Annotated in this window: 23 protein-coding genes; 13 read left to right on the top strand and 10 right to left on the bottom strand. The window is 70.9% G+C overall.

All coding sequences use genetic code 11. The features are described from left to right. The first annotated feature begins 5 nt into the window (after positions 1 to 5). Genes lspA through OG322_RS28735 form a run of 3 tightly spaced genes read left to right on the top strand, consistent with a single transcriptional unit; the run spans position 6 to position 2,103 of the window. Complete coding sequence (gene lspA / locus OG322_RS28725; RefSeq protein ID WP_124283835.1) at positions 6 to 659, top strand: signal peptidase II; 654 nt, start codon at positions 6 to 8, stop codon at positions 657 to 659. Between the two features lie 23 nt (positions 660 to 682). After that, complete coding sequence (locus tag OG322_RS28730; protein WP_123469968.1) at positions 683 to 1,624, top strand: RluA family pseudouridine synthase; 942 nt, start codon at positions 683 to 685, stop codon at positions 1,622 to 1,624. After that, the gene (locus tag OG322_RS28735) at positions 1,621 to 2,103 is read left to right on the top strand and encodes a GNAT family N-acetyltransferase (RefSeq protein ID WP_329307193.1); all 483 of its coding nucleotides are present in this window, start codon (positions 1,621 to 1,623) and stop codon (positions 2,101 to 2,103) included. The genes OG322_RS28730 and OG322_RS28735 overlap by 4 nt, the downstream gene beginning before the upstream one ends. Positions 2,104 to 2,127: 24 nt before the next feature. On the opposite strand, the gene OG322_RS28740 is transcribed toward OG322_RS28735, so the two are convergent. Next, a complete protein-coding gene (locus tag OG322_RS28740) occupies positions 2,128 to 4,443 on the bottom strand; it encodes a glycosyl hydrolase family 95 catalytic domain-containing protein (RefSeq protein WP_329307194.1) in 2,316 nt (771 codons plus the stop codon). A 241-nt stretch (positions 4,444 to 4,684) separates the two neighbouring features. Here OG322_RS28740 and OG322_RS28745 point away from each other — a divergent pair, with 241 nt between their 5' ends. Then, positions 4,685 to 6,271, top strand: a complete 1,587-nt coding sequence (locus OG322_RS28745; RefSeq protein ID WP_123469960.1) for a Na+/H+ antiporter — start codon at positions 4,685 to 4,687, stop codon at positions 6,269 to 6,271. 21 nt (positions 6,272 to 6,292) lie between these two features. Here the strand turns inward: OG322_RS28745 and OG322_RS28750 are convergent, their stop codons facing one another. After that, positions 6,293 to 7,414: a mechanosensitive ion channel family protein gene (locus OG322_RS28750; RefSeq protein ID WP_329307780.1), complete on the bottom strand. Its 1,122-nt coding sequence runs from the start codon at positions 7,412 to 7,414 to the stop codon at positions 6,293 to 6,295. Between the two features lie 37 nt (positions 7,415 to 7,451). Between OG322_RS28750 and OG322_RS28755 the strand changes: the two genes are divergently transcribed. Then, positions 7,452 to 8,030 (top strand): dienelactone hydrolase family protein, encoded by a 579-nt coding sequence (locus OG322_RS28755; RefSeq protein ID WP_329307195.1) that lies wholly within the window; start codon positions 7,452 to 7,454, stop codon positions 8,028 to 8,030. A gap of 61 nt (positions 8,031 to 8,091) precedes the next feature. Here OG322_RS28755 and OG322_RS28760 read toward each other — a convergent pair whose 3' ends face one another. The 3 genes from OG322_RS28760 to OG322_RS28770 form a co-directional block, all read right to left on the bottom strand. Then, positions 8,092 to 8,907: a DsbA family protein gene (locus tag OG322_RS28760; protein WP_329307196.1), complete on the bottom strand. Its 816-nt coding sequence runs from the start codon at positions 8,905 to 8,907 to the stop codon at positions 8,092 to 8,094. 52 nt (positions 8,908 to 8,959) lie between these two features. Then, a complete protein-coding gene (locus OG322_RS28765) occupies positions 8,960 to 9,691 on the bottom strand; it encodes a hypothetical protein (protein WP_185095736.1) in 732 nt (243 codons plus the stop codon). 65 nt (positions 9,692 to 9,756) lie between these two features. Beyond that, entirely contained in the window at positions 9,757 to 11,082 is a 1,326-nt protein-coding gene (locus OG322_RS28770; protein ID WP_123469952.1) for a DUF2252 domain-containing protein, read from the bottom strand. Positions 11,083 to 11,263: 181 nt separating this feature from the next. Here OG322_RS28770 and dnaE point away from each other — a divergent pair, with 181 nt between their 5' ends. Further along, the gene (gene dnaE / locus OG322_RS28775; protein ID WP_123469950.1) at positions 11,264 to 14,800 is read left to right on the top strand and encodes a DNA polymerase III subunit alpha; all 3,537 of its coding nucleotides are present in this window, start codon (positions 11,264 to 11,266) and stop codon (positions 14,798 to 14,800) included. A 98-nt stretch (positions 14,801 to 14,898) separates the two neighbouring features. Here the strand turns inward: dnaE and OG322_RS28780 are convergent, their stop codons facing one another. Next, complete coding sequence (locus OG322_RS28780; RefSeq protein WP_123469948.1) at positions 14,899 to 15,078, bottom strand: hypothetical protein; 180 nt, start codon at positions 15,076 to 15,078, stop codon at positions 14,899 to 14,901. Between the two features lie 278 nt (positions 15,079 to 15,356). Between OG322_RS28780 and OG322_RS28785 the strand changes: the two genes are divergently transcribed. From OG322_RS28785 to OG322_RS28815, 7 genes are all read left to right on the top strand, one after another. Continuing rightward, positions 15,357 to 16,688, top strand: coding sequence for an NYN domain-containing protein (locus tag OG322_RS28785; protein WP_123469946.1), 1,332 nt, complete (start codon positions 15,357 to 15,359; stop codon positions 16,686 to 16,688). Positions 16,689 to 16,870: 182 nt separating this feature from the next. Beyond that, a complete protein-coding gene (locus tag OG322_RS28790) occupies positions 16,871 to 17,074 on the top strand; it encodes a hypothetical protein (protein ID WP_241199939.1) in 204 nt (67 codons plus the stop codon). Positions 17,075 to 17,079: 5 nt separating this feature from the next. After that, positions 17,080 to 17,541 carry an ATP-binding protein gene (locus tag OG322_RS28795; protein ID WP_260147521.1) on the top strand — a complete coding sequence of 154 codons (462 nt, stop codon included), beginning with the start codon at positions 17,080 to 17,082 and terminating at the stop codon, positions 17,539 to 17,541. Then, positions 17,538 to 17,732: a hypothetical protein gene (locus OG322_RS28800; protein WP_123469944.1), complete on the top strand. Its 195-nt coding sequence runs from the start codon at positions 17,538 to 17,540 to the stop codon at positions 17,730 to 17,732. The genes OG322_RS28795 and OG322_RS28800 overlap by 4 nt, the downstream gene beginning before the upstream one ends. Positions 17,733 to 17,831: 99 nt before the next feature. Further along, positions 17,832 to 18,806, top strand: a complete 975-nt coding sequence (locus OG322_RS28805; protein ID WP_124285122.1) for an ABC transporter ATP-binding protein — start codon at positions 17,832 to 17,834, stop codon at positions 18,804 to 18,806. Between the two features lie 85 nt (positions 18,807 to 18,891). Further along, positions 18,892 to 19,770 (top strand): ABC transporter permease, encoded by an 879-nt coding sequence (locus OG322_RS28810; protein ID WP_443066565.1) that lies wholly within the window; start codon positions 18,892 to 18,894, stop codon positions 19,768 to 19,770. Between the two features lie 34 nt (positions 19,771 to 19,804). Further along, the gene (locus OG322_RS28815) at positions 19,805 to 20,560 is read left to right on the top strand and encodes an ABC transporter permease (RefSeq protein WP_329307197.1); all 756 of its coding nucleotides are present in this window, start codon (positions 19,805 to 19,807) and stop codon (positions 20,558 to 20,560) included. 238 nt (positions 20,561 to 20,798) lie between these two features. On the opposite strand, the gene ybaK is transcribed toward OG322_RS28815, so the two are convergent. From ybaK to OG322_RS28835, 4 genes are all read right to left on the bottom strand, one after another. Beyond that, complete coding sequence (gene ybaK / locus OG322_RS28820; protein WP_123469937.1) at positions 20,799 to 21,302, bottom strand: Cys-tRNA(Pro) deacylase; 504 nt, start codon at positions 21,300 to 21,302, stop codon at positions 20,799 to 20,801. Positions 21,303 to 21,324: 22 nt separating this feature from the next. Continuing rightward, positions 21,325 to 22,068 carry an LON peptidase substrate-binding domain-containing protein gene (locus OG322_RS28825; RefSeq protein WP_123469935.1) on the bottom strand — a complete coding sequence of 248 codons (744 nt, stop codon included), beginning with the start codon at positions 22,066 to 22,068 and terminating at the stop codon, positions 21,325 to 21,327. A 5-nt stretch (positions 22,069 to 22,073) separates the two neighbouring features. Continuing rightward, positions 22,074 to 23,111: a hypothetical protein gene (locus OG322_RS28830; RefSeq protein WP_123469932.1), complete on the bottom strand. Its 1,038-nt coding sequence runs from the start codon at positions 23,109 to 23,111 to the stop codon at positions 22,074 to 22,076. Between the two features lie 244 nt (positions 23,112 to 23,355). Beyond that, positions 23,356 to 24,957, bottom strand: coding sequence for an oxidoreductase (locus tag OG322_RS28835; RefSeq protein ID WP_123469929.1), 1,602 nt, complete (start codon positions 24,955 to 24,957; stop codon positions 23,356 to 23,358). Positions 24,958 to 25,079 lie beyond the last annotated feature (122 nt).

The raw sequence follows: 25,079 nt of genomic DNA on the forward strand, positions 1-25,079 counted from the left end.
CTCACGTGGCAGAGGCGGAGAGCATCATCGGTACGCCGGACATCCCTGAGGCTGAGGGACACGAAGGAGCCGAGCCGGAGCGGAGCGACGGGGCCGGGGCCCCGGACGGGCCGGCGGCGGACACCACCGCGGCCGGGGACGGGGAAGCGGCGGTCGACCGTTCGCCGGCCACGCGCCGGCGACGGATCATCCTGCTCTTCTGCGTCGCCGTGCTCGCCTATCTGCTCGACCTGGGCAGCAAGATGCTCGTGGTGGCGAAGCTGGAGCACCAGGAGCCGATCGAGATCTTCGGCAGCTGGCTCAGGCTCGACGCGATCCGCAACGCGGGAGCCGCGTTCGGTATCGGTGAGGCCTTCACGATCATCTTCACGATCATCGCGGCGACCGTCATCGTGGTGATCGCACGGCTCGCGCGCAAGCTCTACAGCCTGCCGTGGGCCATCGCGCTCGGGCTGCTGCTCGGCGGTGCGCTGGGCAACCTCACCGACCGCATCTTCCGTGCGCCGGGCGTCTTCGAGGGCGCGGTGGTGGACTTCATCGCCCCCGCCCACTTCGCCGTCTTCAATCTGGCCGACTCCGCGATCGTCTGCGGCGGCATCCTCATCGTGATCCTTTCCTTCAAGGGTCTGGACCCCGACGGCACCGTGCACAAGGACTAGGACGCGCAAGGCATACTCGACAGGTGAGTACGCATCCCGAGATCCGAACCCTGCCCGTACCCGATGGCCTGGAAGGCGAGCGTGTCGACGCCGCCATCTCCCGCATGTTCGGTTTCTCCCGCACCAAGGCCGCAGAGCTGGCCGCCGCCGGGAAGGTACAGGTGGACGGTTCGGTGGCCGGGAAGTCCGAGCGGGTGCACGGCGGCGCCTGGCTGGAAGTGGAGATGCCGCAGGCTCCGGCGCCGGTGCAGATCGTGGCCGAGCCCGTCGAGGGCATGGAGATCGTCCATGACGACGACGACATCGTCGTGATCATGAAGCCGGTCGGTGTCGCCGCACACCCGAGCCCCGGCTGGACCGGCACCACCGTCATCGGCGGCCTCGCCGCCGCCGGGTACCGGATCTCCACCTCGGGTGCGGCCGAGCGCCAGGGCATCGTGCACCGGCTCGACGTCGGCACCTCGGGGCTGATGGTCGTCGCCAAGTCCGAGCGTGCCTACACGCTGCTGAAGGCCCAGTTCCGGGACCGGATCGTCGACAAGAAGTACCACGCGCTGGTCCAGGGCCACCCGGACCCGATGAGCGGCACCATCGACGCCCCCATCGGCCGCCACCCCACCCACGACTACAAGTGGGCGGTCGTCGCCGAGGGCAAGCCCTCCGTCACGCACTACGACCTGATCGAGGCGTACCGCGCCGCCAGCCTCCTGGACATCAAGCTGGAGACCGGCCGTACGCATCAGATCCGGGTGCACATGTCCGCCCACCGCCACCCCTGCGTCGGCGACCTGACCTATGGCGCCGACCCGACGATGGCCAAGCGGCTGGGCCTGACCCGGCAGTGGCTGCACGCCGTCCGGCTCGGCTTCGAGCACCCCTCGGACGGCCGCTGGGTCGAGTTCTCCAGCACCTACCCGGACGACCTCCAGCAGGCCCTGGACCGGATCGCGGCGGAGAGCGAATGACCGGCACGCCTCCCTCGTACACCACCCGCACCGCCACCGGGGAGCAGGACCGCGCCGCCTGCTTCCAGGTCCGCAAGGACGTCTTCGTCGGTGAGCAGAACGTGCCCGAGGAGATCGAGTACGACGCCTACGACGCGGACGCGGTGCATGTCATCGCCGTCGCGGCGGACGGCACGGCGCTGGGCACCGGACGGCTGCTGCACGGCCCCGGCGCTGCGGCGAGGACCGGCGGTGACGTCACAGTCGGCTCGCTGGGCCGGCTCGCGGTGACCAGTGGGGCACGCGGCCTCGGGGTCGGCGCGGCGCTGGTGCGGGCCATCGAGGACGCGGGCCGTGACCTCGGCCTCGCCGCCGTCGACCTGCACGCCCAGACGCACGCGCTCGGCTTCTACGAACGGCTCGGCTACGAGGCCTACGGCCCCGAGTTCCCCGACGCGGGCATCCCCCACCGGGCGATGCGCCGGCCGCTGGAGCGCTGAGGCCCGCGGCGGCCGGCCGCCGGGTCAGCCCGGCAGGCCCCATTTCGTCCACGCCCCGTTCGACGGCACGTCGCGCGGGCCCGCCCCGGTGTGGCGGGCACCCCGTGGGGTGATCACCGCTGTGGCGCCGCGGGGCAGGTCGACCGTGATCCGGCCCGGCCCGGTCTCCCGCCGGCGCAGCGGGCGGCCGTGGGTGTCCCGTACCTCGACCGGGCCCCGGACCGAGTGGTCCAGGGTCAGCGGAGCCCCCGCCTCGCTGTGGACCCGTACCCAGCGCGTGGCACCGTCCGAGCGGTCGGCGTCCACGAGGAAGGCCCCCTGGGTGCGCAGTGACGCGATCGACGCGTCGGCCCAGCGGTCCGAGACGGACGGGAAGACCTTCACCACTCCCTCGTGTCCCTGCACCACCATGTCGAGCATCGACTGGGCGGCGGACAACGGGCTCTCCAGGGCGAGGTTCTTGCCCTCCCGGTACATCGTGTTGACCGTCATCTGGCAGTCCGCGACCACCTTCAGATCGGTGAAGAAGGTCAGGAAGTCGAGGGCCTTCTCCGGCTCGTCCGTCACCGAGTACATCGACGAGGCGGTCGCGTAGCTGTAGCCGTGCCACAACTGCTGCATGGAGACCCAGTGGTCCATGGAGCGCCGCATCACATCCCGGTCCCCGGCCCGGTCCCAGCTGCGCTCGCGCAGCGGGTACAGCCAGAGCAGGTGCGAGTGGTGGCGGTGGGAGTCGGCCAGCGGGACGTCCTTGCCGATCATCACGCCGGCCACCGGGTCCTCGGCGTACGGGGTGAGGCGCCGTTCGATGTCCTGCCAGCGCCCGAGCCGCGGGTCGTTGTTGCGCAGCAGCTTCGAGGACGCGATGAGGGTGCGCACTCCCCAGCGGATGAGCGAGAGGTCATAGGTGCAGTCCTCGGCGTTGGCGTACTCGGGGGAGCGGGTCTCCAGCAGGTGCAGCCTGCCGTCCGGGCCCTCGTGCAGGAAGTGCGCGTAGAAGTTGACGGCCTTCGCGAGGATCGGGTGCACGACGTCGCGCAGGACGGACAGGTCCATCGAGTGCCGGTAGGACTGCCAGACGTTGTGCAGCGCCCAGATGAGGTTGCCGAAGTTGTCGGAGACGTGCTCCGAGCCGGGGGCGCCGACGTCGTAGGTGTCGCCCGCGCGCAGCTGCCAGTCGGAGGGGTGGCCCAGCGCGTAGCTCTCGCCGTCGCGGTACCCGGCCGGGACCGACGTCGGGAGGTTGTGCTCGAAGCGGCGGAAGGTGCTTGTCACCGAGTCGAGTTCGGGGTGGTTGGAACCGTGGACCGGCGCCATGCCGATCTGGACGTTGAGATTCCACCAGACCGCGGTCCAGTTGTTGCCGACCTCGGGGAACCAGGGGCCCCATTCGGAGATCGTCGGCCCCCCGGCCCTGGTCGACGCGGCGAGCTTGTAGAGCTGGATGAGGTAGAAGCTCTGCAGCCGCTTGTCCGGTACGGAGAGGAAGCTGCGCCGGTAGTACGCGTGCCACCAGCGGCGGTGACGGTCCACCAGCCGGTCCGGGTCCGCGGCCAGGGTGCGGTCCACGGCCCGCAGCGCGTCCGCCGTCGCCTCGGACACCTGGCCGGGGAAGCGGTACACGAGGTGGGCGGCGAGCAGCCGGCCGGTGCCCTCGCGCCGCTCGCGCCAGGCGGTGGTCCAGCCGCCGCCCGCGAGCAGTGGCTGTTCGACGAAACCGTCGCCGGCCCGCGGGTCCGGGTTGGGCGTGTAGTCCTCGGGCTTGCCGCTGCTGCGGGTGGTGGCGGCCCGCAGCCACTGGAAGGACCAGGCCGCGGCCTCCTCGCCCGGAGTGGGCCGGGTGGAGATCAGCAGGGCACTCGTGTCGTTCTGGACGAGGGCGGAGAAGGCCAGCGAGCCGCGGGTGGTGGTGACGGTGCCGCGCAGTTCGGCGTCGTACAGGTCCAGGGTCCAGTCGACGCCGGTGATCTCCCCGGCCAGGGTCAGGGTGAAGTACCCGATGGGGAGGCGGGAGAAGCCGATGCCGCCGCGCCACTGGCCGCGCTGGTCCTGCACCTGGCTGTGGCTCAGCATCAGCTTCAGGGTGTTGGCGGACTGGCCCGCGTACAGCTGGGCGCCGAGGTGGCCGTTGGCCAGGAACGGGGCCTGCTGCCAGCCGGTGGGGAGCGTGCGCCAGGTCATGGCGGCGTCCCGGACGGTCTTCTCGTGGACGTCGGGGCCCGGTCGGCCCGCCGGCGCCGGGGCGGTCGCGGCCCACGCGGTGGGGGAGCCGGCGATCCAGAACGCGGAGGTTCCGGCAGCGGCTGCGCCGACGAAATGCCTTCGGGAGAACGCGGTCACGTGGTCTCTCCTGCCAGTCATGTATGTGGTGAGAGTTCTCGTCCCTGAATGACGCATGCCGCATACTGCCCGCCCGGAGAGGGCAGCGGAAGAGGGCTGACCGCAGAAACATCGGAGGAATGGTCGGTCAGAAGGGCTGTGTGGCGGGGGTGTTGCCGGGATTGCGCGCCTTGCGTGGCAGGCTGGAACTCCGGGTCGGCCGATCGCCGCGGCCGGCTCGCCGCGCTCCGGAAGGCACCTCGTGGACCAATTGACCCTGCTGCTCATGCTGTTGCTCGGAGCAGTGGTCACCGTGCCGCTGGGGGAGCGGTTGAGGCTCCCCGCGCCCGTGCTGATGACGCTCGTGGGTGTCGGGATGGCCCTCCTCAGCTTCGTGCCGAATGTGGACATCCCGCCTGAGATCATCCTTCCCGCGCTGCTTCCGCCCTTGCTCTACGCCTCCGTGCAGCGCACCTCCTGGCGGCAGTTCGCTGCCAATAAACGACCGATCTTTCTGCTGGCCGTGGCGCTGGTCTTTCTGACGACGGCGGCCGTGGCCACGGTCGCCAACGCGATCGTCCCCGGACTGCCCATCGCCGCCGCCGTCGCACTCGGCGCGCTCGTGGCGCCGCCCGACCCGGTCGCGGCGACCGCGGTCGCCGGTTCGGTCGGGCTGCCCCGCAGGCTCGTCTCCATCCTGGAGGGCGAGGGGCTGTTCAACGACGTGACCGCGATCGTGCTCTACCACGTGGCGATCGCCGCCGCGGTGAGCGGCACCTTCTCGCTGCCGGAGGCGTTCGGGCTGCTGTTCCTCTCCGCCGTCGTCGCCGTGGCGGTGGGCGTCGCGCTCGGCTGGCTCACCATCAAACTCATGGGCCTGCTCGGCGATGCCACGCTCCAGGTCGGGCTCACCCTGCTGGTGCCGTTCGTCAGCTATGCGCTCGCCGAGGAGCTGATGGGCTCGGGCGTGCTCGCCGTCCTCACCACGGCGCTCTTCCTTGCCGAGCACACCGCCGACGCCGACGACGTCCTGGGCCGGCTCACCGGCCGTACCTTCTGGGAGATCGTCGACACCCTCGTCACCGGTGTCGCCTTCGGGCTGATCGGCCTCGAACTGCACAACGTCTTCGGGACGGCCGACGGGCGCGGACTGGAGATGGCGGGCTGGGCCCTCGCCGTCGTCGCGGTCGTCGTCGGCGTCCGGCTGCTCTATCTGCTGCCCGCGACCTGGCTGGCCAAGCGGCTGCACACCCGCCGTGACGTCAGCGAGGAGATCCCCACCGGCTGGCGGGAGACCGTCGTCATGTGGTGGGCCGGGATGCGCGGGGTGGCGTCGGTCGCGCTGGCGCTCGCGATCCCGCTGAAGACGGACGACGGAAAACCCTTCCCGGGCCGTGACGAGATCGTCTTCATCGCCTTCGCCGTGATCATGGTCACCCTGGTCTTCCAGGGCCTGACCCTGCCATGGCTGGTGCGCAAGCTGCGGGTCCGGGCGGACACCGACGCCGAGGAGGCGCTGGAGCGGGACCTCGCGATCCGGGCCGCCACGGCCGCCCGGCAGCGGTTCAAGGAGATCCAGGAGGTCGAGGAGTTCCCCGAGGACGTCGTGGAGCGCCTCCAGCGGCTGGCCTACGACGTGGGGGCGCGGATCAGCCCCGACATGGTCGACGACGAGCGGCGCGAGGCGTACGCGAAGCGCGCCGAGCGGTTCAAGGCGGTCAGCCGCATCCAGCGCGAGATGCTGTCGGCCGCCCGCCATGCGGTGCTCTCCGCGCGCAGCGAGGCCGGTGCCGATCCCGAGGTCGTCGACCGGGTGCTGCGGCAGCTGGACGTACGCAGTCTGCGCTGACCCGCTCCCGGGGCGGGCCGGTCAGCCGCGCCCGGTGCGCGGCGCCCTGTCCCGGCCCGCCGGCTTCCCGTTCGGGTGGGTCATGACCGGCCACCCGTCCTCGGGCGGCGGCGCCGCGGGCGCCGTCGCGATCCTCGGCAGGGCGTACGGATGGTGATCGCGCAGCCAGCCGATCATCTGCTCCCGGACCGCGCAGCGCACCGTCCAGATGTCGTCCGCGTCCTTCGCGGTGACCACCGCACGCACCACGACCGTGGAGGGGGTGGTGTCGGTGACGGCCAGCGACCAGTTCCGGCCGTCCCACGCGGCGCAGTCGCCCAGGATGTCCCGCAGCTGGTCGCGCATCGCGGCGACCGGCGCCGAGTGGTCCAGGTGGAAGAAGACCGAACCGGTCATCTGGGCCCCGCCGCGCGACCAGTTCTCGAAGGGCTGGCTCGTGAAGTACGAGACCGGCATCGTGATCCGCCGCTCGTCCCAGGTCCGTACCGCGAGGAAGGTCAGCGTGATCTCCTCGATCGTGCCCCACTCGTCGTCCACCACCACCGTGTCACCGATCCGCACCATGTCGCCGAAGGCGATCTGCAGGCCCGCGAAGAGGTTGCCGAGCGTGGACTGGGCGGCGACACCCGCGACGATGCCGAGGACACCGGCCGAGGCCAGCATCGAGGTGCCCACCGTCCGCATGGCCGGGAACGTCAGCAGCATCGCGGCGACGGCGACCGTCGTCACGATCGCGGTGACCACCCGCTGGATCAGCGTCACCTGCGTCCGCACCCGCCGCACCCGCGCCGGGTCCCGGGTGTTCGCCGCGTAGCGCGCGTACACCGAGTCCACCACCGCGATGGCGATCCGCAGCACCAGCCAGGCCGAGGCGCCGATCATCACCAGCGTCAGCGCCTGGCCGATGCCCCCGCGGTGGTCGCTGATCAGATCGAGCCCGGTCTGGGTGTAGCTGGCCCGCAGCAGCGCCGTGCACAACGTGACCTGGAACGGTATCCGGCAGCGCCGCAGCAGACCCCACAACGGGGTCTCGTGATGCCGCCCGTCGGCCCGTCTGAGCAGCAGGTCCACCAGCCAGCCGACCACCAGTGTGATCACTACCGAACCGCCGAGGATGATCAGCGGACGCAGTAGGGTCTCCATCCTGTCGCTCTCCAAGCTCTCGACGGTAACTGGCACCATGGGCCTCATGAACATCATGCTTTTCCACTCGACGTACGGTCTGCGCCCCTCGGTGCACGCGGCCGCCGACCGGCTGCGTGCAGCCGGGCACGAGGTGCGGGTGCCCGATATCTTCGCGGGGCACACCTTCGAAACCGTCGAGGAAGGACTGGCCTTCCAGCAGGAGACGGGCAAGGAGGAGCTGCTGAAGCGGGCCGTGCTGGCCGCTGCGCCCTACTCCGACTCCGGACTGGTCTACGCGGGCTTCTCGCTCGGCGCGTCCGTCGCCCAGACGCTGGCGCTCGGGGACGCGAAGGCCCGCGGGCTGCTGCTCTTCCACGGCACGTCGGACATCGCTCCGAGCGCCTCGGTGGACGAGCTGCCCGTACAGCTGCACGTCGCGGACCCGGACCCGTACGAGACGCACGACTGGCTGAACTCCTGGTACCTCCAGATGCAGCGGACCGGCGCCGACGTCGAGATCTACCGCTATCCCGGCGCGGGTCACCTGTTCACCGACGCGGAGCTGCCGGACTTCGACCAGGCCTCGGCCGAGCTGGCCTGGAAGGTCGCGATCGGATTTCTCGCCACGCTGTGAGCACGCGACGGGCTCCGCGCACGGAAGTATCGCGCGGGGCCCGTCGCAGGTGCGGAGCGGATCAGCCCTTCAGCGCCGCGGTGATCGCGGTGTTGAAGTCCTCCACCGTCATCGGGGCGTTCTTCTTGTCCGAGCCGGTCAGCGTCTTGCCGTCCATCTTGAGTGTCGGGGTGCCCTGCACGCCGCTCTTGTCGAAGGCCGCGGACATCTTCATCGCCCAGGCGTCGTACGTACCGTCCTTGACGCTCTTCTGGAACGCGGCGTTGCCCTTCAGCGCGTCCACCGTGTCGGCGATCTTGATCAGGTACGAGTCGTCCTTGAACTTGTCCTCGGTCTCCTGCGGGTGGTACTTGGCGGAGTAGAGCGCGTACTTGTAGTCGAGGAAGGCCTGGGGGCTCACGTCGAGGGCGGCGCCCAGCGCGCTCAGCGCGTTCTTCGAGCCCTCGCCGTTGTCGCTGTTGTCGATGAACGTGGCACCGATGTACTTGACCTTGTACTTGCCCGCATCGACGTCCTTGTGGACCGTCTCGCCGATCGCCTGCTCGAACGTGGAGCAGATCGGGCAGCGGGAGTCCTCGTACAGCTCCAGGGTCTTCTTGGCCGTCGACTTGCCGACGACGACGGTCGTGCCGTCCTTGCCCGAGGTGTTCTTCGGCGCGGTCACGTTCTTCGCGTCCTTCGCCTCGTCCCAGTGGCCGGGCTTGTTCAGCTGCATCACGCCGTAGCTGACACCTGCGGCGATCGCCAGGACGGCGACGATCGAGACGCCGACGACGACCTGCCGGCGGGTCTTGTCCTTCTTGGCCTGGCGGTCGCGCTCGGCGCGCAGCCGCTCGCGGGCGGCGGACTTGTTGGCCTGGCTGTTGCGGTTGCTCATGTTTCGGTTCTCCGTGGAGTGCGTGGTGGTGCGACGTCAGGGACTCGTGTGCTCAGGCGGTGGCGCAGGCCGAGCGCGGCGGTCCCCTACGTCCCACGGAGTGCACGAGGAGGCGGGCGGGTGCGTGCGCGTGGGGGCCCCGGGGCGCGGGCCGGGCCGGGCGGCGCACACGGTGACGGGTCGTGCCCGCCACGGCGACCGCGACCAGCAGCGGCCGGAACGCCAGCAGCGCGAAGGCGCCCAGCAGACGGGCGAGCGCCAGCTCGCCCCGGTGCAGCCAGACCGCTGCGAGCAGCCCGACCGTGACATGGGCGGCCAGCAGCAGCCACGGCACCAGGGGGCCCGGCGAGGCCAGCAGTGCGGCGGCGTCGTGCCCGGCGCCGGTCACCGAGGCCAGCGGGGTGCCCAACTCGCCGACGTTGGCGAACTGCGTCGCGCCCGCGCCCACATCTCCGCCGCCGCAGAACACATCGACGCCCACCGACCGCAGCGGACCGGCGATCGGGCCGCCGGCGGCGCCGTAACAGAGGTGCTGACCGGTGGTGAACACGGTGTCGGCGGCCAGCTCCAGCGGCACCAGCAGCCCGGCGATCGCCCCGAAGCCGCGCTCCCGGCCGGCCAGCGCGTACGCGACGGCGAAGACCCCGCCGGCCAGTACGGCGACGAGGGTCAGCGGCAACGGGACCCGGGAGAGCAGCACATGGGACGCAGCGGAGAGCGTCACGACGAGCGCTGTGAAGAGCGCCGCGCGTACGACCCTGAGCTGCGTCCCGGAGATGTCCATCGTCGAGGAGTGTCGCATGCGAACCTGTATGCGAGCCCTGAAGGGTCCCTCCCCTGTGGGAAGGCTCAGAGCCCCGGGATCCGGCCGTTGCGGAACAGGTCCACGAAGATCTGGTGGTCCGCGCGCGCCCGTGCGCCGTAGCTGTGGGCGAAGTCCACCAGCAGGTCCCCGAACCCCTCCTCGTCCGCCGCGATCGCCGCGTCGATCGCCCGCTCGGTGGAGAACGGCACCAGCGAGTGGCCGCTTTCGTCGTCCGCCGCGGAGTGCATCGTCGCCGTCGCCCGGCCGAGGTCGGCGACGACCGCCGCGATCTCGTCGGGCTCGTCGATGTCGGACCAGTCCAGATCGACCGCGTACGGCGACACCTCGGCGACCAGCTGACCGGCCCCGTCCAGCTCGGTCCAGCCCAGCCACGGGTCGGCGTGCGCCTGGAGAGCCCGCTGCGAGATCACCGTGCGGTGCCCCTCGTGCTGGAAGTAGTCCCGCACGGCCGCGTCCGTGATGTGCCGGGAGACCGCGGGGGTCTGCGCCTGCTTGAGGTAGATCACCACATCGTTCTCCAGGGCGTCGCTGTTGCCCTCCAGGAGGATGTTGTACGAGGGCAGCCCGGCCGATCCGATGCCGATCCCGCGCCTTCCGACGACGTCCTTGACCCGGTAGGAGTCGGGCCGGGTCAGACTCGACTCCGGCAGCGTCTCCAGGTATCCGTCGAATGCCGCGAGGACCTTGTAGCGCGTCGCCGCGTCCAGGTCGATCGCGCCGCCGCCGTCCGCGAAGCGGCGCTCGAAGTCACGGATCTCGGTCATCGAGTCCAGCAGCGAGAACCGGGTCAGCGCGCGGGCGGCCCGCAGTGCCCCCAGCAGCGGGCCCTCGGCGGTGTCCAGGGTGAACGGCGGCACCTCGTCATTCTTGGCGCCGGTCGCCAGTGCGTGGATCCGCTCGCGGTAGGCCGCGGCGTAGATCCGGACGAGTTCGGTGATCTGGTCGTCGCCCAGCGCCTTCGCGTAGCCGATCAGGGCGACCGACGCGGCGAAGCGCTTGAGGTCCCAGGTGAACGGGGCCACGTACGCCTCGTCGAAGTCGTTCACATTGAAGACCAGCCGGCCGTTGGCATCCATGTACGTGCCGAAATTCTCCGCGTGCAGATCGCCGTGAATCCACACCCGGCCGGTGCGCTCGTCGAGATACGGGCCGCTGTGCCGCTCCCGCTCCAGGTCGCTGTAGAACAGGCACGCCGTGCCCCGGTAGAAGGCGAAGGCCGAGCCCGCCATCTTGCGGAACTTGACCCGGAACGCGGCCGGGTCGGCGGCCAGCAGCTCCCCGAAAGCGGTGTCGAAAACCTCAAGGATCTGCTCCCCGCGCTGCGCTGCGCCGGTCTGCGTTTCCGACATCTCTGGGTGCCTCCTGGTACCTGGCGTGCGTGACGACGTACATGACAAATGAGACGGGCGTCCCAGCTCTTCCAACGCGCGACCGTATCCCGGAGTGCCCGCCGGTTGTCACCTCGGAGACGTAGACTTCCACGCTGTCCCCCCAAGCCGTCATCCTCAGTTTTCCCGGAGGCACAGCGCCGTGACCAAGCCGCCTTTCACGCACCTTCACGTCCACACCCAGTACTCGCTGCTGGACGGTGCCGCGCGGCTCAAGGACATGTTCGAGGCGTGCAACGAGATGGGCATGTCCCATATCGCGATGACCGACCACGGCAACCTGCACGGCGCGTACGACTTCTTCCATTCGGCCGCCAAGGCGAATGTGACGCCGATCATCGGGATCGAGGCGTACGTCGCCCCGGAGTCGCGCAAGCACAAGCGGAAGATCCAGTGGGGTCAGCCGCACCAGAAGCGCGACGACGTCTCCGGCTCCGGTGGTTACACCCACAAGACGATCTGGGCGTCGAACGCGAAGGGGCTGCACAACCTCTTCAAGCTGTCCTCCGACGCCTACGCCGAGGGCTGGCTGCAGAAGTGGCCCCGGATGGACAAGGAGACGATCTCCCAGTGGTCCGAGGGACTGATCGCCTCCACCGGGTGCCCCTCGGGCGAGGTGCAGACGCGACTGCGCCTCGGACAGTTCGACGAGGCGGTGCAGGCGGCCTCCGACTACAAGGACATCTTCGGCGAGGGCAAGTACTTCCTGGAGCTGATGGACCACGGCATCGAGATCGAGCGCCGGGTCCGTGACGGGCTCCTGGAGATCGGCCGGAAGCTGGACATCCCGCCGCTCGTCACGAACGACTCGCACTACACCTACGCCAACGAGGCGACCGCGCACGACGCACTGCTGTGCATCCAGACCGGAAAGAACCTCTCCGACCCGGACCGCTTCCGCTTCGACGGCACCGGCTACTACCTGAAGACGACGGACGAGATGTACGCCGTCGACTCCTCGGACGCCTGGCAGCAGGGCTGCGCCAACACCCTGCTCGTCGCGCAGCAGATCGACACCACCGGAATGTTCGAGAAGCGCGACCTGATGCCGAAGTTCGACATCCCGGACGGCTTCACGGAGATCACCTGGTTCCAGGAGGAGGTCCGGGTCGGGATGAACCGCCGCTTCCCGGGCGGTGTGCCGGAGGACCGGCAGAAGCAGGTCGAGTACGAGATGGACATCATCATCCAGATGGGGTTCCCGGGGTACTTCCTGGTCGTCGCGGACTTCATCATGTGGGCGAAGAACAACGGCATCGCGGTCGGCCCCGGTCGTGGCTCCGCCGCCGGTTCGATCGTGTCGTACGCGATGGGCATCACCGACCTCGACCCGATCGAGCACGGGCTGATCTTCGAGCGGTTCCTCAACCCCGAGCGCGTCTCCATGCCCGATGTCGACATCGACTTCGACGAGCGCAGGCGCGTCGAGGTGATCAGGTACGTGACGGAGAAGTACGGCGCAGACAAGGTCGCCATGATCGGCACCTACGGCAAGATCAAGGCCAAGAACGCGATCAAGGACTCCGCCCGCGTCCTCGGCTACCCGTACGCGATGGGCGACCGGCTCACCAAGGCCATGCCCGCCGACGTCCTGGGCAAGGGCATCGACCTCAACGGCATCACCGACCCCAAGCACCCGCGCTACAGCGAGGCGGGCGAGATCCGGGGGATGTACGAGAACGAGCCGGACGTCCAGAAGGTCATCGACACCGCCAAGGGCGTCGAGGGCCTGGTCCGGCAGATGGGCGTGCACGCCGCGGGCGTCATCATGTCCAGCGAGCCGATCGTCGACCACGCCCCGGTCTGGGTGCGGCACTCCGACGGCGTCACCATCACCCAGTGGGACTACCCGCAGTGCGAGTCGCTCGGCCTGCTCAAGATGGACTTCCTGGGGCTGCGCAACCTGACGATCATGGACGACGCCATCAAGATGGTGAAGTCCAACAAGGGCGTCGAACTGGAGATGCTCGCCCTCCCGCTGGACGACCCCAAGACGTACGAGCTGCTCTGCCGCGGCGACACGCTCGGGGTGTTCCAGTTCGACGGCGGGCCGATGCGTTCGCTGCTGCGCCAGATGCAGCCCGACAACTTCGAGGACATTTCCGCCGTCTCGGCCCTGTACCGGCCGGGCCCGATGGGCATGAACTCGCACACGAACTACGCCGAGCGCAAGAACGCCCGCCAGGAGATCACTCCGATCCACCCGGAGCTGGAGGAGCCGCTCAAGGAGGTCCTCGGCCTCACCTACGGCCTGATCGTCTACCAGGAGCAGGTCCAGAAGGCCGCCCAGATCGTCGCCGGGTACTCGCTCGGCGAGGCCGACATCCTGCGCCGCGTGATGGGCAAGAAGAAGGCCGACGAGCTGGCGAAGAACTTCGTCCTCTTCGAGGCCGGCGCCAAGAAGAACGGCTTCTCCGACGCCGCGATCAAGGCCCTCTGGGACGTACTGGTCCCGTTCGCGGGCTACGCCTTCAACAAGGCGCACTCCTCCGCGTACGGCCTGGTCACCTACTGGACCGGCTACCTGAAGGCGAACTACCCCGCCGAGTACATGGCGGCGCTGCTGACCTCGGTCAAGGACGACAAGGACAAGTCGGCGGTCTACCTCAACGAGTGCCGCCGCATGGGCATCAAGGTGCTCCCGCCGAACGTCAACGAGTCCGAGTCGAACTTCGCCGCACAGGGTGACGACGTCATCCTCTTCGGGCTGACGGCCATCCGCAACGTCGGTCAGAACGTCGTCGACTCGATCATCCGGTGCCGCAAGGTGAAGGGGAAGTACGGCAGTTTCCCCGACTTCCTCGACAAGGTCGAGGCGGTCGTCTGCAACAAGCGGACCGTGGAGTCCCTCATCAAGGCCGGCGCCTTCGACGAGATGGGCCACACCCGCAAGGGGCTCGTCGCCCACCACGAACCCATGATCGACAACGTGGTGCAGGTCAAGCGCAAGGAGGCCGAGGGGCAGTTCGACCTCTTCGGCGGCGGTGAGGAGGACAGCGACGAGCCGGGCTTCGGGCTCGACGTGGAGTTCTCCGACATCGAGTGGGAGAAGTCCTACCTGCTGGCCCAGGAGCGCGAGATGCTCGGGCTGTACGTCTCCGACCACCCGCTCTTCGGCATCGAGCACGTGCTGAGCGACAAGTCCGACGCCGCGATCTCGCAGCTCACCAGCGGCGAGCACAGCGACGGCGCGATCGTCACCATCGGCGGTATCATCTCCGGCCTCCAGCGCAAGATGACCAAGCAGGGCAACGCCTGGGCCATCGCCACCGTCGAGGACCTGGCCGGCTCCATCGAGTGCATGTTCTTCCCCGCCACCTACCAGCTGGTCTCCACCCAGCTCGTCGAGGACACCGTCGTCTTCGTCAAGGGACGCCTCGACAAGCGGGAGGACGTGCCCCGGCTCGTCGCCATGGAGATGCAGGTCCCCGACATCTCGAACGCGGGCACCAACGCCCCCGTGGTGCTGACCATCCCCACGGTCAAGATCACTCCGCCCATGGTCAGCCGGCTCGGCGAGGTGCTCAACAGCCACCGCGGCGACACGGAGGTGCGGATCAGGCTCCAGGGCCCCCGCAAGACCACGGTGCTCCGGCTCGACCGGCACCGGGTGAAGGCCGACCCGGCGCTCTTCGGAGACCTGAAGGTGCTGCTCGGCCCGTCCTGCCTGGCCGGCTGAGACTCCCGGAGGACCGCACACGCACGAGAGGGGCGCCCCGCGAAAGCGGGAGCGCCCCTCTCGGCTACCGGCCTGTGGCCGTACCGGAGAAGTCCCGGTCAGTTGTGGCCGAAACGCCGCTGATGCTTACGCGCAACATCGGCAGGGCTGCCCTGCGACTGAGCCTGCGGCTGGTTCTGCGACTCGAAAGCCGTCGACCGCGCCTCCTGCTCACCGCGCTCCGACTCGGTAGCGCGATCCTGCTGGCTGCCCTGCTTGCGGTTCTTGTTCTTGGCCATGGTGTTCCTCCTAGGGGGACTCTCGGGGCCAGGACCGCTGTCAGATTCACATAATCGGGTAAACCCCGCATGTTGGATCATTACCGTGCGTAGCGAGGGGGTATGATGCGCCGTTTTCCGGATCCGCCACGCCGATGATCGAGTTCCGGCCGTCAACCCCCGCGCGGTCGGGCAGACTCGAAGGAAACTCTGAGTAAGCGGGTCCGGTCATCGGAGGGTGCGACGCCGCGCTCCGAACGCCGGGCCCGCTGAACCCGTTCCCGAATTCCTGGAAGAGGGTGGAACGCGTGGACCGTTGCGTCGTCCTGGTGGACGCCGGCTACCTGCTGGGCGCAGCCGCGAGCCTGCTGGCCGGAGAGCCCGCCCGTTCCCGCATCACCGTCGACCATGCGGCCCTGATCCAGGGGCTCCGGGAGCGGGCGGAGGCCGATACGGAGCAGCCGTTGCTGCGGATCTACTGGTTCGACGGGGCCCCCGACCGCGTACCGCAGCCCGAGCACCGCAGGCTGCGCGTCATGTCGCGGGTGACGGTGCGCCTGGGGGCCCTCACTCGCAGTGACGGGCGGTGGGCTCAGAAGGGTGTCGACGCGGCGATGCACGCCGAGCTCACCGAGCTCGCGCGGAACCGGGCCTGCTCCGATGTGGTCCTGGTGACCGGCGACGGCGATCTGCTGCCCGGTCTGATGTCGGCCAAGGAACACGGCGTCGCCGTCCACCTCTGGGCGGTCCAGGCCGCCGACGGCGACTACAACCAGTCGGAGGACCTCGTCGCCGAGGCCGATGAACGGCGCGTGCTGGACCGGGCCTGGATCACTCGCGCCGTACGGGCCAAGGAGACCGGCGGCCCGTGCGCGCCGCCGCCCGCCGCGCGGAATTCCGAGATCGCCGCGATCCTCTCCGCACCGCTGCCCGAGGCGGCCCTCGCTGCCTCCGCCGAGCGGGCCTCCCAGGCCCAGGCCCAGGCCCAGGCCGAGGCCGCCCGCGACGAGGCGTCCGAGCCGCCCGACGAGAACGCCGCCCACACCCCGCACAGCCACGCGGGCCGCGGCGTCCCCACCCCGAAGGACCTCGCGGGCACCCTGCGCGGACCCGGAGCCCAGCCGGCTCAGCACCCCACCCAGCCGCCGCCCGCCAACGCCACCCTGCGCTGGTCCTCGGACCGGGGCTGGGTGGAGCGCGGCGGCCCCCTCGGCGAGTCCCCGGAGACCGCGTCCCTCCCGACGCTGGCCCAGATCACCAGCGCCGAGCAGCGCTGGGCGGACCGCGAGGAGGACATCACCACGGTCGGCGGCGACCCGTTCGAGGTGGGCCAGGTCTTCGCCCGGCGCTGGATGGAACGGCTGCCGGAGACCGTCCACCTGCAGAAGCTGTCCACCATGTACCCCCGGGTCCCGCACCGCATCGACGGCGAGCTGCTGCGGTACGCCGCCCGGTTCGGGCTGCTCGCGCACAAGGACGACCAGATCGACGAGCACGACCGGTACGCGATCCGGGCGGGATTCTGGCGCGAGATCGATGTACGGGCAGCCGCGGAGCACGCGCCGCCGCTGCCCGAGAAGCACGCTCCGCCGGCGGCGCGGACGGAGAAACCGGCGCCGGCCGGGGACTGAGGCCGTATCGGGGCCGGGCCGACGGGCAGTGACGACGACCGCAGGGCCGGTTTCGCGGCGCGAGGCGCTCCAGCTTGCCGGGCACGTCGCCGTGCGGATGGGCAAGACGGACTTTGCCCTGACCAGCCTGGAGCGCGCCACAGAGGCGGCGGGGCAGTCCTCGGACCCACTGCTCCTGTGGGATGATCGTCAACTCCACCGCGTGGACCTACCAGCGGCAAGGGCGCCTGGACGACGCGCTGCGTATCGCTCTCCGTGCCGCCGACGACATGAAGCGGGCGGGCCACGCTTCGACAGCTGATGGCCTGAAGGTCTGGGGCGCACTGACCATGAGCGCCGCCACGTCAGCTGCACGGAGCGGCGACTACGAGCGGGCGGCGGCGTGATGGAGGTGGCGGAGGCGGAAGCCGTCCGGGTCTCGAAACTGTCCGACGGCGGCGGCAACCGGATGGTGAGCGTCTTCAGCCCGTCGTCCGTCCGTATCGAGCGGATCGGTCTGGCCGTCCAGTACGGGCACCCCGAAGACGTCCTGAAGCCGGCCAAGGGCATGCGGCTGAGCCAGGACACCCCGCCGTCCTGGCGGACGTGGCCGCTGCTGGACGTGTCGCGGGCCCACGCGGACATCGGGGACGCCGCTGGAGCGGTGAAGACCCTGGAGTCCCTGCGCCGGGTGGCGCCGACGTGGATGCAGCACCACGCGTTGGCGGGCGTGCTGCCGACGCATCGGGCGCCTGAGGGCGAGCACGGGCGCGGTCTCCTGCTGGTGGCGACGTTGGCCGAGAGCTGGGACACCGAGCCGCTGCCTTGGGGCAAGCGAGTGTGGGCGGAGCTGCACGGGAGGGCGCGGGGATGACCGGACGCAGGCCCTGGGTGGGCGACTTGGTCCGCGACAGGGACGCCGACCGGCTCGCTGTCGTCACGGACGTACGGGGCGGCGCTCTGTGGGTTCTGCGGCCGGAGTGCGGAGGGGGCCAGTGGACTTCGGACCGGCCTGGCCGCCTGGCCGTGGTGACGCCGCGCGAGGAGATGCGGCACCGACTGTAGATACGCGGAAAGCCCCGGGCGTCATGGGGGTGCCCGGACCCCGTACTCTCGTACCTCGTGAGTACGGGCACAGCACAGGCGCAGACGGCGAACGGCACCGTGTGCGTGGTGCGTGACCTGGTCAAGACCTACCCCGCGGCCCGGGGCCGGCGCGGCACTCCCGCCACCCCCGAGGTACGCGCCACCGACGGCATCAGCCTGGACGTCCGGCGGGGCGAGATCTTCGGACTGCTCGGCCCCAACGGCGCCGGCAAATCCACCCTCGTACGGCAGCTCACGGGCCTGATGCGGCCCGACTCCGGCAGCGTCGACATGCTCGGCCACGACCTCGTGCGCCACCCCGAGCGGGCTTCCCGGCTGATCGGCTACCTCGGCCAGGAATCGACCGCACTCGACGAGCTGACGGTGGCGCTCGCCGCCGAGACCACCGGACGGCTGCGTGGCCTGCCGGTACGGGACGCCCGTGCCGAGCGCGACGCGGTACTCGATGAACTCGGCCTCGGCGAGATCGCCGGCCGCCCCCTGAAGAAGCTCTCCGGCGGGCAGCGGCGGCTCGCCTGTGTCGCCGCCGCGCTGGTCGGGGAGCGTCCGGTGCTCATCCTCGACGAGCCGACGACCGGTATGGACCCCGTTGCCCGGCGCGCCGTCTGGGCCGCCGTCGACCGGCGGCGTGCCGAACGCGGCGCGACGGTGCTGCTGGTCACCCACAACGTCATCGAGGCCGAGACCGTCCTGGACCGGGTCGCCGTCATCGACCGCGGCAAGGTCATCGCCTGCGACACCCCGGCCGGGCTCAAGGAGCAGGTCGCGGGCGAGGTCAGGGTGGAGCTGGTGTGGCGCGAGCGGGCACCGCTGGACGTGCCCGAGGTCGCGGCGCTGCGGGCGTCCGCGCAGGAGTCCGGACGCCGCTGGGTGCTGCGGCTGGGGCCCGACGAGGCGCGTGCGGCGGTCGCCGCGGTGACCGGTGGCGCGGCCTTCGCCGCGCTCGACGACTTCACCCTGGCGACGCCCAGCCTGGAGGATGTCTACCTGGCGCTCGGCGGGGGCGCTACCAAGGGGCTGGTGAAGTCATGACCGCGATGCGTGCGACGACCGGCACGGCCGGAGCGGACCGGTGCGGGCGGGCGGCCGGGCAGGGACCGAACAGGAGCAGCGCCAGGTGACGAGCATCGTTCCCACGGAGGTGGTGTCCGGGCAGTCCGGGCGGCCGGCACACTCCGAGCCGTCCGGCAGGTCCGGCAGGTCCGGCCAGGACGGTTTCGCCGACGGCCGGAGCACGGAGGCCGCGGAGCTCGCACCGAGGGCCCGGCTGCTCCCCTCGCTGGCGGCGGTCTACCGGGCCCAGATCTCCCGGGCCAGGGTCGCCCGCATCCCGCTGCTCTTCGTGGCGACCTTCCAGTCCGTCGGGATCATGGTCCTGATGCGCGGGGTCGTCGACGGCGGCTCCGAGGCGCGGGCTGTCGTGGCCGGGTCCACCGTCCTGGTCGTCGCCTTCGTCGCGCTGAACCTGCTGGCCCAGTACTTCGGGCAGCTGCGGGCCGGCGGGGGGCTCGACCACTACGCGACCCTGCCGGTGCCGCCCGCCGCCGTGGTGCTCGGAGCGGCCGGGGCGTACGCCTCGTTCACCGTGCCCGGCACGATCGTCACGGCAGTGGCGGGCAGCGTGCTCTTCGGGCTGCCGATGACCCACCTGTGGGTGCTCGTCGCCGTCATCCCGCTCTCCGGCGCGGCCCTCTCCGGACTCGGCGCCGCGCTCGGGCTGCTCGCGCCCCGGCAGGAGCTGGCCACGCTGCTGGGCCAGCTGGGCATGTCCGCGGCCCTGCTGCTGGGCGTGCTTCCGGCGGACCGGCTGCCGGAGCCGATCGGCTGGGCGCGCGACCTGCTGCCCTCCACGTACGGGGTCGAGGCGCTCGCCCGCTCCTTCGACGCCCACCCCGACTGGGCCGTCGTCGCCCTCGACCTGGCTGTCTGCGCCGTCGTGGGCGTCCTCTCGCTGGCCGTGGCGACCTGGGCGTACCGCAGGGCAGCGGTCCGGTGAGGCGCGGCACAGGGATGCCTGGCACGATGGCACGGTGACAGCACCTCTGACGCCGCCGCACCAGCCCTCGCCCCACGACCCGTGGCAGACGCCGCCGAAAGGGGGCGGCCCCGGAGGCTCCCATCCCGGGACCCTGCTCGAGTCGCCGGAGGAGAAGGATCTCCGTGCGGATCTGCGCCGGGCCGCCCTGATCTGCGCGGTGGTGACGGTCGCCGGTGTCGCGCTCGGGCTGCTGTGGCTGTCGCTGGCCCCCCGAGTGCCGCTGATCTCCGACAACACGGCCGTCTTCCTGAGTGACAGCGAGGGCGAGGAGGCGATCGGGGCCGACGGCACCTTCGCACTGCTCGCGCTGGCCTTCGGCGCGGTCTCCGCGGTGCTGGCCTTCTGCTTCCACCGGCGGGGCGGAGTCGCGCTCGTGGTGGGGCTCGCGGTGGGCGGGGTGCTCGGCTCGGTCCTCGCGTGGCAGCTGGGGACGCGGCTGGGGCCGACCAGTGACGTGGTCGCCCACGCACGTGCGGTCGGCAAGGGCGTGATCTTCGACGCGCCGCTAGAGCTGCACGCGAAGGGGGCGTTGCTGGCGTGGTCGCTGGCGGCGATGGCCGTGCATCTGGGGTTGACGGCGATGTTCGGGCCGCGGGATCCGGAGCCGGAGTGGGGGGTGTACCACGCGCCTGGGCCCGCGCCGGTGTATGGGCCGGCGCCGTCCTCCGGGCCCGCGCCGTCTTCCGGCCCCGCGCAGCCCGGGCCGTCGTCGTCGCCCGAGCCGCCCGAGCCGCCGACGGGGTCGTAGCCGGGCGGGTGCGTCGCAGCGGGGCGGGTGTTGGCCGCTGCGCGGGGCTGTCCCCTCCCCGCCCCTTCCCGGAACCGGGGCTCCGCCCCGGACCCCGGTCCTCAAACGCCGGACGGGCTGGGTTGGCTCGTCCTCAAACGCCGTGCGGGCTGGGTTGGCTCGCCCTCAAGCGCCGGACGGGCTGGAAGGGCTCGTTCTCGAACGGAGGACGGGCTTGGGTGTCCCTCCTCCGTAGTTCCTAGCCGCGGCCGATCGCCGCGAACACCGCGCCGGTCAGCGACGCCAGGTCCGCGGGGGACAGCTCGACCTCCAGGCCTCGGCGGCCCGCCGAGACACAGATCGTCCCGTGGGTCCGCGCCGACGCGTCCAGCACCGTGGGAAGCCGCTTGCGCTGGCCCAGGGGGGAGATGCCGCCCCGGACGTAACCCGTGGTCCGTTCCGCCGCCGCCGGGTCCGCCATGGTCGCCCGCTTGCCGCCGACCGCCGAGGCGAGGGCCTTCAGGTCCAGGGAGCCGGCGACCGGGACGACCGCGACGGTCAGGTGGCCGTCCACGTCGGCCACCAGGGTCTTGAACACCCGGTCGGGGGAGACGCCCAGCGCCTCGGCCGCCTCCTCGCCGTAGGAGGCCGACGCCGGGTCGTGCTCGTAGGCGTGCACCGTGAACGGCGTGCCGGCCGCGGTCAGCGCGACCGTGGCCGGGGTGCCGCCGGACTGGTGCTGCTTCTTCGCCTTCTTCGCCACGGGGGAGTGGCCCTCCGGTCGCTCAGTTGGGGTAGGTCGGGGCGCGGGTCAGGTCCACCGCGGGCAGCGACGGCAGATGCCGGATGACGGCGGTCTCGGCACGCAGCAGCGTCAGCTCCTCGCGGAGCCGGGTCGCGGTGTCCGGGGCCTGGAGCAGACGCTGCTTGGCCGGGATGTCCAGCACGGCCGCGGCGGCGACCAGGTACGAGACGACGGACGGGTCGTCGGGCAGGTCCGCGCCGGTGGTGAGGGAACGTTCGCTCGCGCCCGCCAGCCGCTTCTGGTAGCTGCGGAAGGCCCGCAGGACGCCCTCGGCGAGCGCACCCGCGTCCTCGCCCGGATCCTCCTCCAGCTCTTCGAGCTCGGCCGTCAGACAGGGGCCGCTCGCGTCCACCGAGAGCAGCCGGACACGGGTGGTGCCGGTCGCGAGGACCTCGAAGCTGCCGTCCGACCGCTCCCGGATCTTCGCCGCGTCGGCGATACAGCCCACCCGGTGGAACGTCTGGAGGGGATCGGGGCCGAAACCGTCCGCCGGGCCGCGCTCGACGGGAACGCGCCCCGGGTCCGGCATTCCGGCGGCCGTCGGGGCGGTCTCGCGGCCGTCGCGGATGGCGACCACGGCGAAGCGGCGCGGTTCGTCCTCATCGGTCTTCAGCAGTTCGCGCATCATGGCGCGATAACGCTCCTCGAAGACGTTCAGCGGCAGCACGAGGCCGGGGAACAGCACCGCGTTCAGCGGGAACAGAGGCAGGCGAGCGGTGGTCACAACGGTCAAGCGTAATGGCCGCGGGTCCGTCCCCGGTCGGCCCGGTGTCGTAAGGGCGTCACAGACGCCACCTGGAGCCGTGCGCCGTCGCGTGCGTCGAGGAACCTGCCGAGCGGATCGTCGGACACCGAGGACCACGGGAACGAGGCGGCGTGGGGTCCGATCTGCCGGAACTGTTCCAGTGCCTCGTCCCAGCGGCCCCGTACGACCAGCACGTACGCGAGCAGATTGCGGACCTCGGCCGGCCAGGGGTCGTTGGGTTCGAAGGAGACGGAGAGGGATATCGCCAGATCCGCGGCCCGGTCGATCCGTTCCACCTGCACCGAGGTGGTCCGCACGTCCGGTCCCTCGGTCAGCACGGCGAAGGCCGCCCGCAGCGGCAGTGCCTGCACCAGGGAACTGGGCAGCGAGTCCTCGGCGGCCCGCTCGGCGAAGTCGAAGCACTCGCGGTGCGAGCCGTACCAGGCGGCGGAGAGGTACTGGAGGGCGGCGACATGACAGCCGTAGTGGTGCGTGGAGCGCTGTATGGCCTGCTCCCACAGCGTCTCGAACGTGGTGTGCGTGGCATGGGTGCCGCGGGCGTGGTCGAGCGCGAGGCGCCAGGGCACCGGATCGCGCGGATCGCACTCCGCCGCGGCCGTGATCATCGGCCCCACCTCGCGCAGCTGCTCCGCGCGGGCGGGCGACTCCCAGGCGCGCGACAGGGCGAGCTGGGCCTTGACGAGCAGCGCGTCGGGGTCGTGCGGGGCGACGGCCAGCCAGTCGCACAGCCAGCCGTCCCGGCCGCGGGCGAAGGCGACGAGCCGGTGCAGATAGCGGTCCCGGCACTCCCACTCGCCCGCGTCCCGGGTGGTGGCCAGCAGCTTCGCGGCCGGCTCGTACTCCCCGAGCGCGGCGGCGACCAGCGCGGGCGAGAGTTTCTCGTCGGGGGCGTCGAGCATCACCGCATGATCCGCGGGCAACCCGGCCGACAGTTCCGGGGTGTGCCGGATCATGCGCGCGGTACGGAGCAGAGCGCGGAGGAAAGGCATGGTGCAGACCATTGAAAAGCGCTGGTCGGGGCGACGCCAGAGGGGCGCTGTGAAACTTTGGTGCCGAGTGAATGGGTTGCCTCGGGGATGGCCAAGAAAGAGTAAAGGAAATCGTGGAATCTGGCCTGTTTCTGTTGTTCCGGGGGTAGGGGGGCGTGGCGTGCTCTGGGCGCTGGGTATGCGCTCGGATGCCGCTCCACCCGTTTGCGGAACGGGTGGAGGCCGGCTGCGGAGGTGCAGTGGAGCCGCTCGGCGGTCAGCTGCGGCGCAGCAGCCGTGAGGCGCCTGCCGCGACGGTGGTGGCCAGTATCCAACCCAGCAGGATCAGGGCGGCTGCCACCCACTGCCAGCCGCCCTCCATCAGCCAGTAGCCGTCCTGGCCGAGATTGATCACCGGCACCAGCAGATCCAGCGCGTACAGCGCGGGGTTCCACTCCGGATGCTCGCTCCCCTTGATCGCCGCCGGCCGGTACTGCGAGAAGGCCACCGCTCCCGCCGCCCACAGCACCGCCATCCACACCGCGGCCCGCCCCGGCCGGTAGCCGTACGCCACCGTCCAGTCCTGGAGGTAGCCCCAGAGCTTCGCCGCGGGCGGCAGGGTCTCGCGGCGCCGCCGCTGCTTGGCGAGCAGCACCTCGCGGGCGTCCGCGTCCTCGCCGCTGCTGCGCAGCACGGCGGCCAGCCGCTCGTACGGCTCCGGCACGTACTCCGGGGTCGCCGCCGCCACCCACTCCAGGCGCCGGGAGAGCGGGAAGTGCCCGTACGGGACGAGGTTCTCGTACACGAATCCGCCCATCGCCAGACCGCCCGGACCGGGCCAGCTGGTCGACACGTCGATCAGCGTGACGATCTTCGCCCCGTTCAGCACCACCCGGCCCTGGGCCGGGCGTTCCGGGTTGAACCTCAGCTCGGGAGCCACTATCCGGCGCAGCGACAGCTCCTCGTGGCCGACGAGGACGAAGACGGCCTTGTGCAGATCGACCGCGTCACCGAACCGCCCGTCGTCCAGCCGGACCCCGCCCCGGCACCGGAAGACCTGCGCGCGGGTGCCGTGCGCCGGCGTCGGGGACGTGACGATCCCGTACGGGGGAGTGTTGCCCTGGTTCCCGGTGTCCACGCTGACCCACGCCTCGCTCATGTACAGCGTCCGCTCCACGCTCAGCTGCGGGGCGTTCAGTGCCCGGAGCCCCTGCGTGGCCCGGAGCCGGCTGCCGCGCAAGCTCAGCGAACCGCCGACCTTCGCCCCGCGCAGGCTCAGCTCGCCGAGCGTCTCGATCATCTCGGCCTGGAGGTCCTGCGCGACGGCGAGCCCGTCGCCGATGAACGCCCGCCCCTGCCGGTCGGGGCCGATGTCGATCTGGTTGATCAGCAGATCCGTGCCGATCTGCGCGTCCGTGAGGCGGATGCCCCGCTCGACCCGGCAGCGCGGCAGATGCAGATCGCCCTCGGTGCGCAGCCGGGCCGCCTCCAGCCGTGGAATCGCGCACCCGACCATCCGCAATGTCGTGAAGTGGCACTCGGGCAGCACCACTTCCTGCTCGAAGCGGCAGCCGGTCAGTTCCACGTACGGATCCACCCGCCCGCCCGCGAGATCCAGCTTCCCGGTGATCCGCAAGCCCCGGAGCTTCAGCGCGGCCACTCGGCCGGGCCTGGCCTTCGGGCCGCTCAGCAGCAACCGGGCGACGACCCGGGCGTCCACGCTGCGTTCCAGGCCCCAGGCGAGCGGGGCGAACGGATCGTTGAGCGCCGCGTCACGGGCGCGCAGATCGTAGGTGGTGCCGTTCCTGAAGGACTGCCACATGCCCAGCTCGGCCGCGCTGAGACCGTCCGGGAAATCCCCGTCGTGCGGTTCGGTCACCGACGCCCCTTCCGCTCGGAGCCTTGGACCGACCGGCACAAAGGGGGTCGGTCGGTAACCCCGTTATTCCCTCTGAGTGACCGTATGAACGCTAATAGTCAGCCGTGACAGCGAGGGCATGT

Source organism: Streptomyces sp. NBC_01260 (genome assembly GCF_036226405.1).
Classification (GTDB): domain Bacteria; phylum Actinomycetota; class Actinomycetes; order Streptomycetales; family Streptomycetaceae; genus Streptomyces; species Streptomyces laculatispora.

What these genes read in the sequence shown, in the direction of transcription:
- OG322_RS28735 (WP_329307193.1), top strand. Translation starts at nt 1,621, where the DNA reads ATGACCGGCACGCCTCCCTCGTACACCACCCGCACCGCCACCGGGGAG.
- OG322_RS28750 (WP_329307780.1), bottom strand. Translation starts at nt 7,414, where the DNA reads ATGGAGACCCTACTGCGTCCGCTGATCATCCTCGGCGGTTCGGTAGTG.
- OG322_RS28755 (WP_329307195.1), top strand. Translation starts at nt 7,452, where the DNA reads ATGGGCCTCATGAACATCATGCTTTTCCACTCGACGTACGGTCTGCGC.
- OG322_RS28760 (WP_329307196.1), bottom strand. Translation starts at nt 8,907, where the DNA reads ATGAGCAACCGCAACAGCCAGGCCAACAAGTCCGCCGCCCGCGAGCGG.
- OG322_RS28765 (WP_185095736.1), bottom strand. Translation starts at nt 9,691, where the DNA reads ATGGACATCTCCGGGACGCAGCTCAGGGTCGTACGCGCGGCGCTCTTC.
- OG322_RS28770 (WP_123469952.1), bottom strand. Translation starts at nt 11,082, where the DNA reads ATGTCGGAAACGCAGACCGGCGCAGCGCAGCGCGGGGAGCAGATCCTT.
- OG322_RS28780 (WP_123469948.1), bottom strand. Translation starts at nt 15,078, where the DNA reads ATGGCCAAGAACAAGAACCGCAAGCAGGGCAGCCAGCAGGATCGCGCT.
- OG322_RS28790 (WP_241199939.1), top strand. Translation starts at nt 16,871, where the DNA reads ATGATCGTCAACTCCACCGCGTGGACCTACCAGCGGCAAGGGCGCCTG.
- OG322_RS28800 (WP_123469944.1), top strand. Translation starts at nt 17,538, where the DNA reads ATGACCGGACGCAGGCCCTGGGTGGGCGACTTGGTCCGCGACAGGGAC.
- OG322_RS28830 (WP_123469932.1), bottom strand. Translation starts at nt 23,111, where the DNA reads ATGGTCTGCACCATGCCTTTCCTCCGCGCTCTGCTCCGTACCGCGCGC.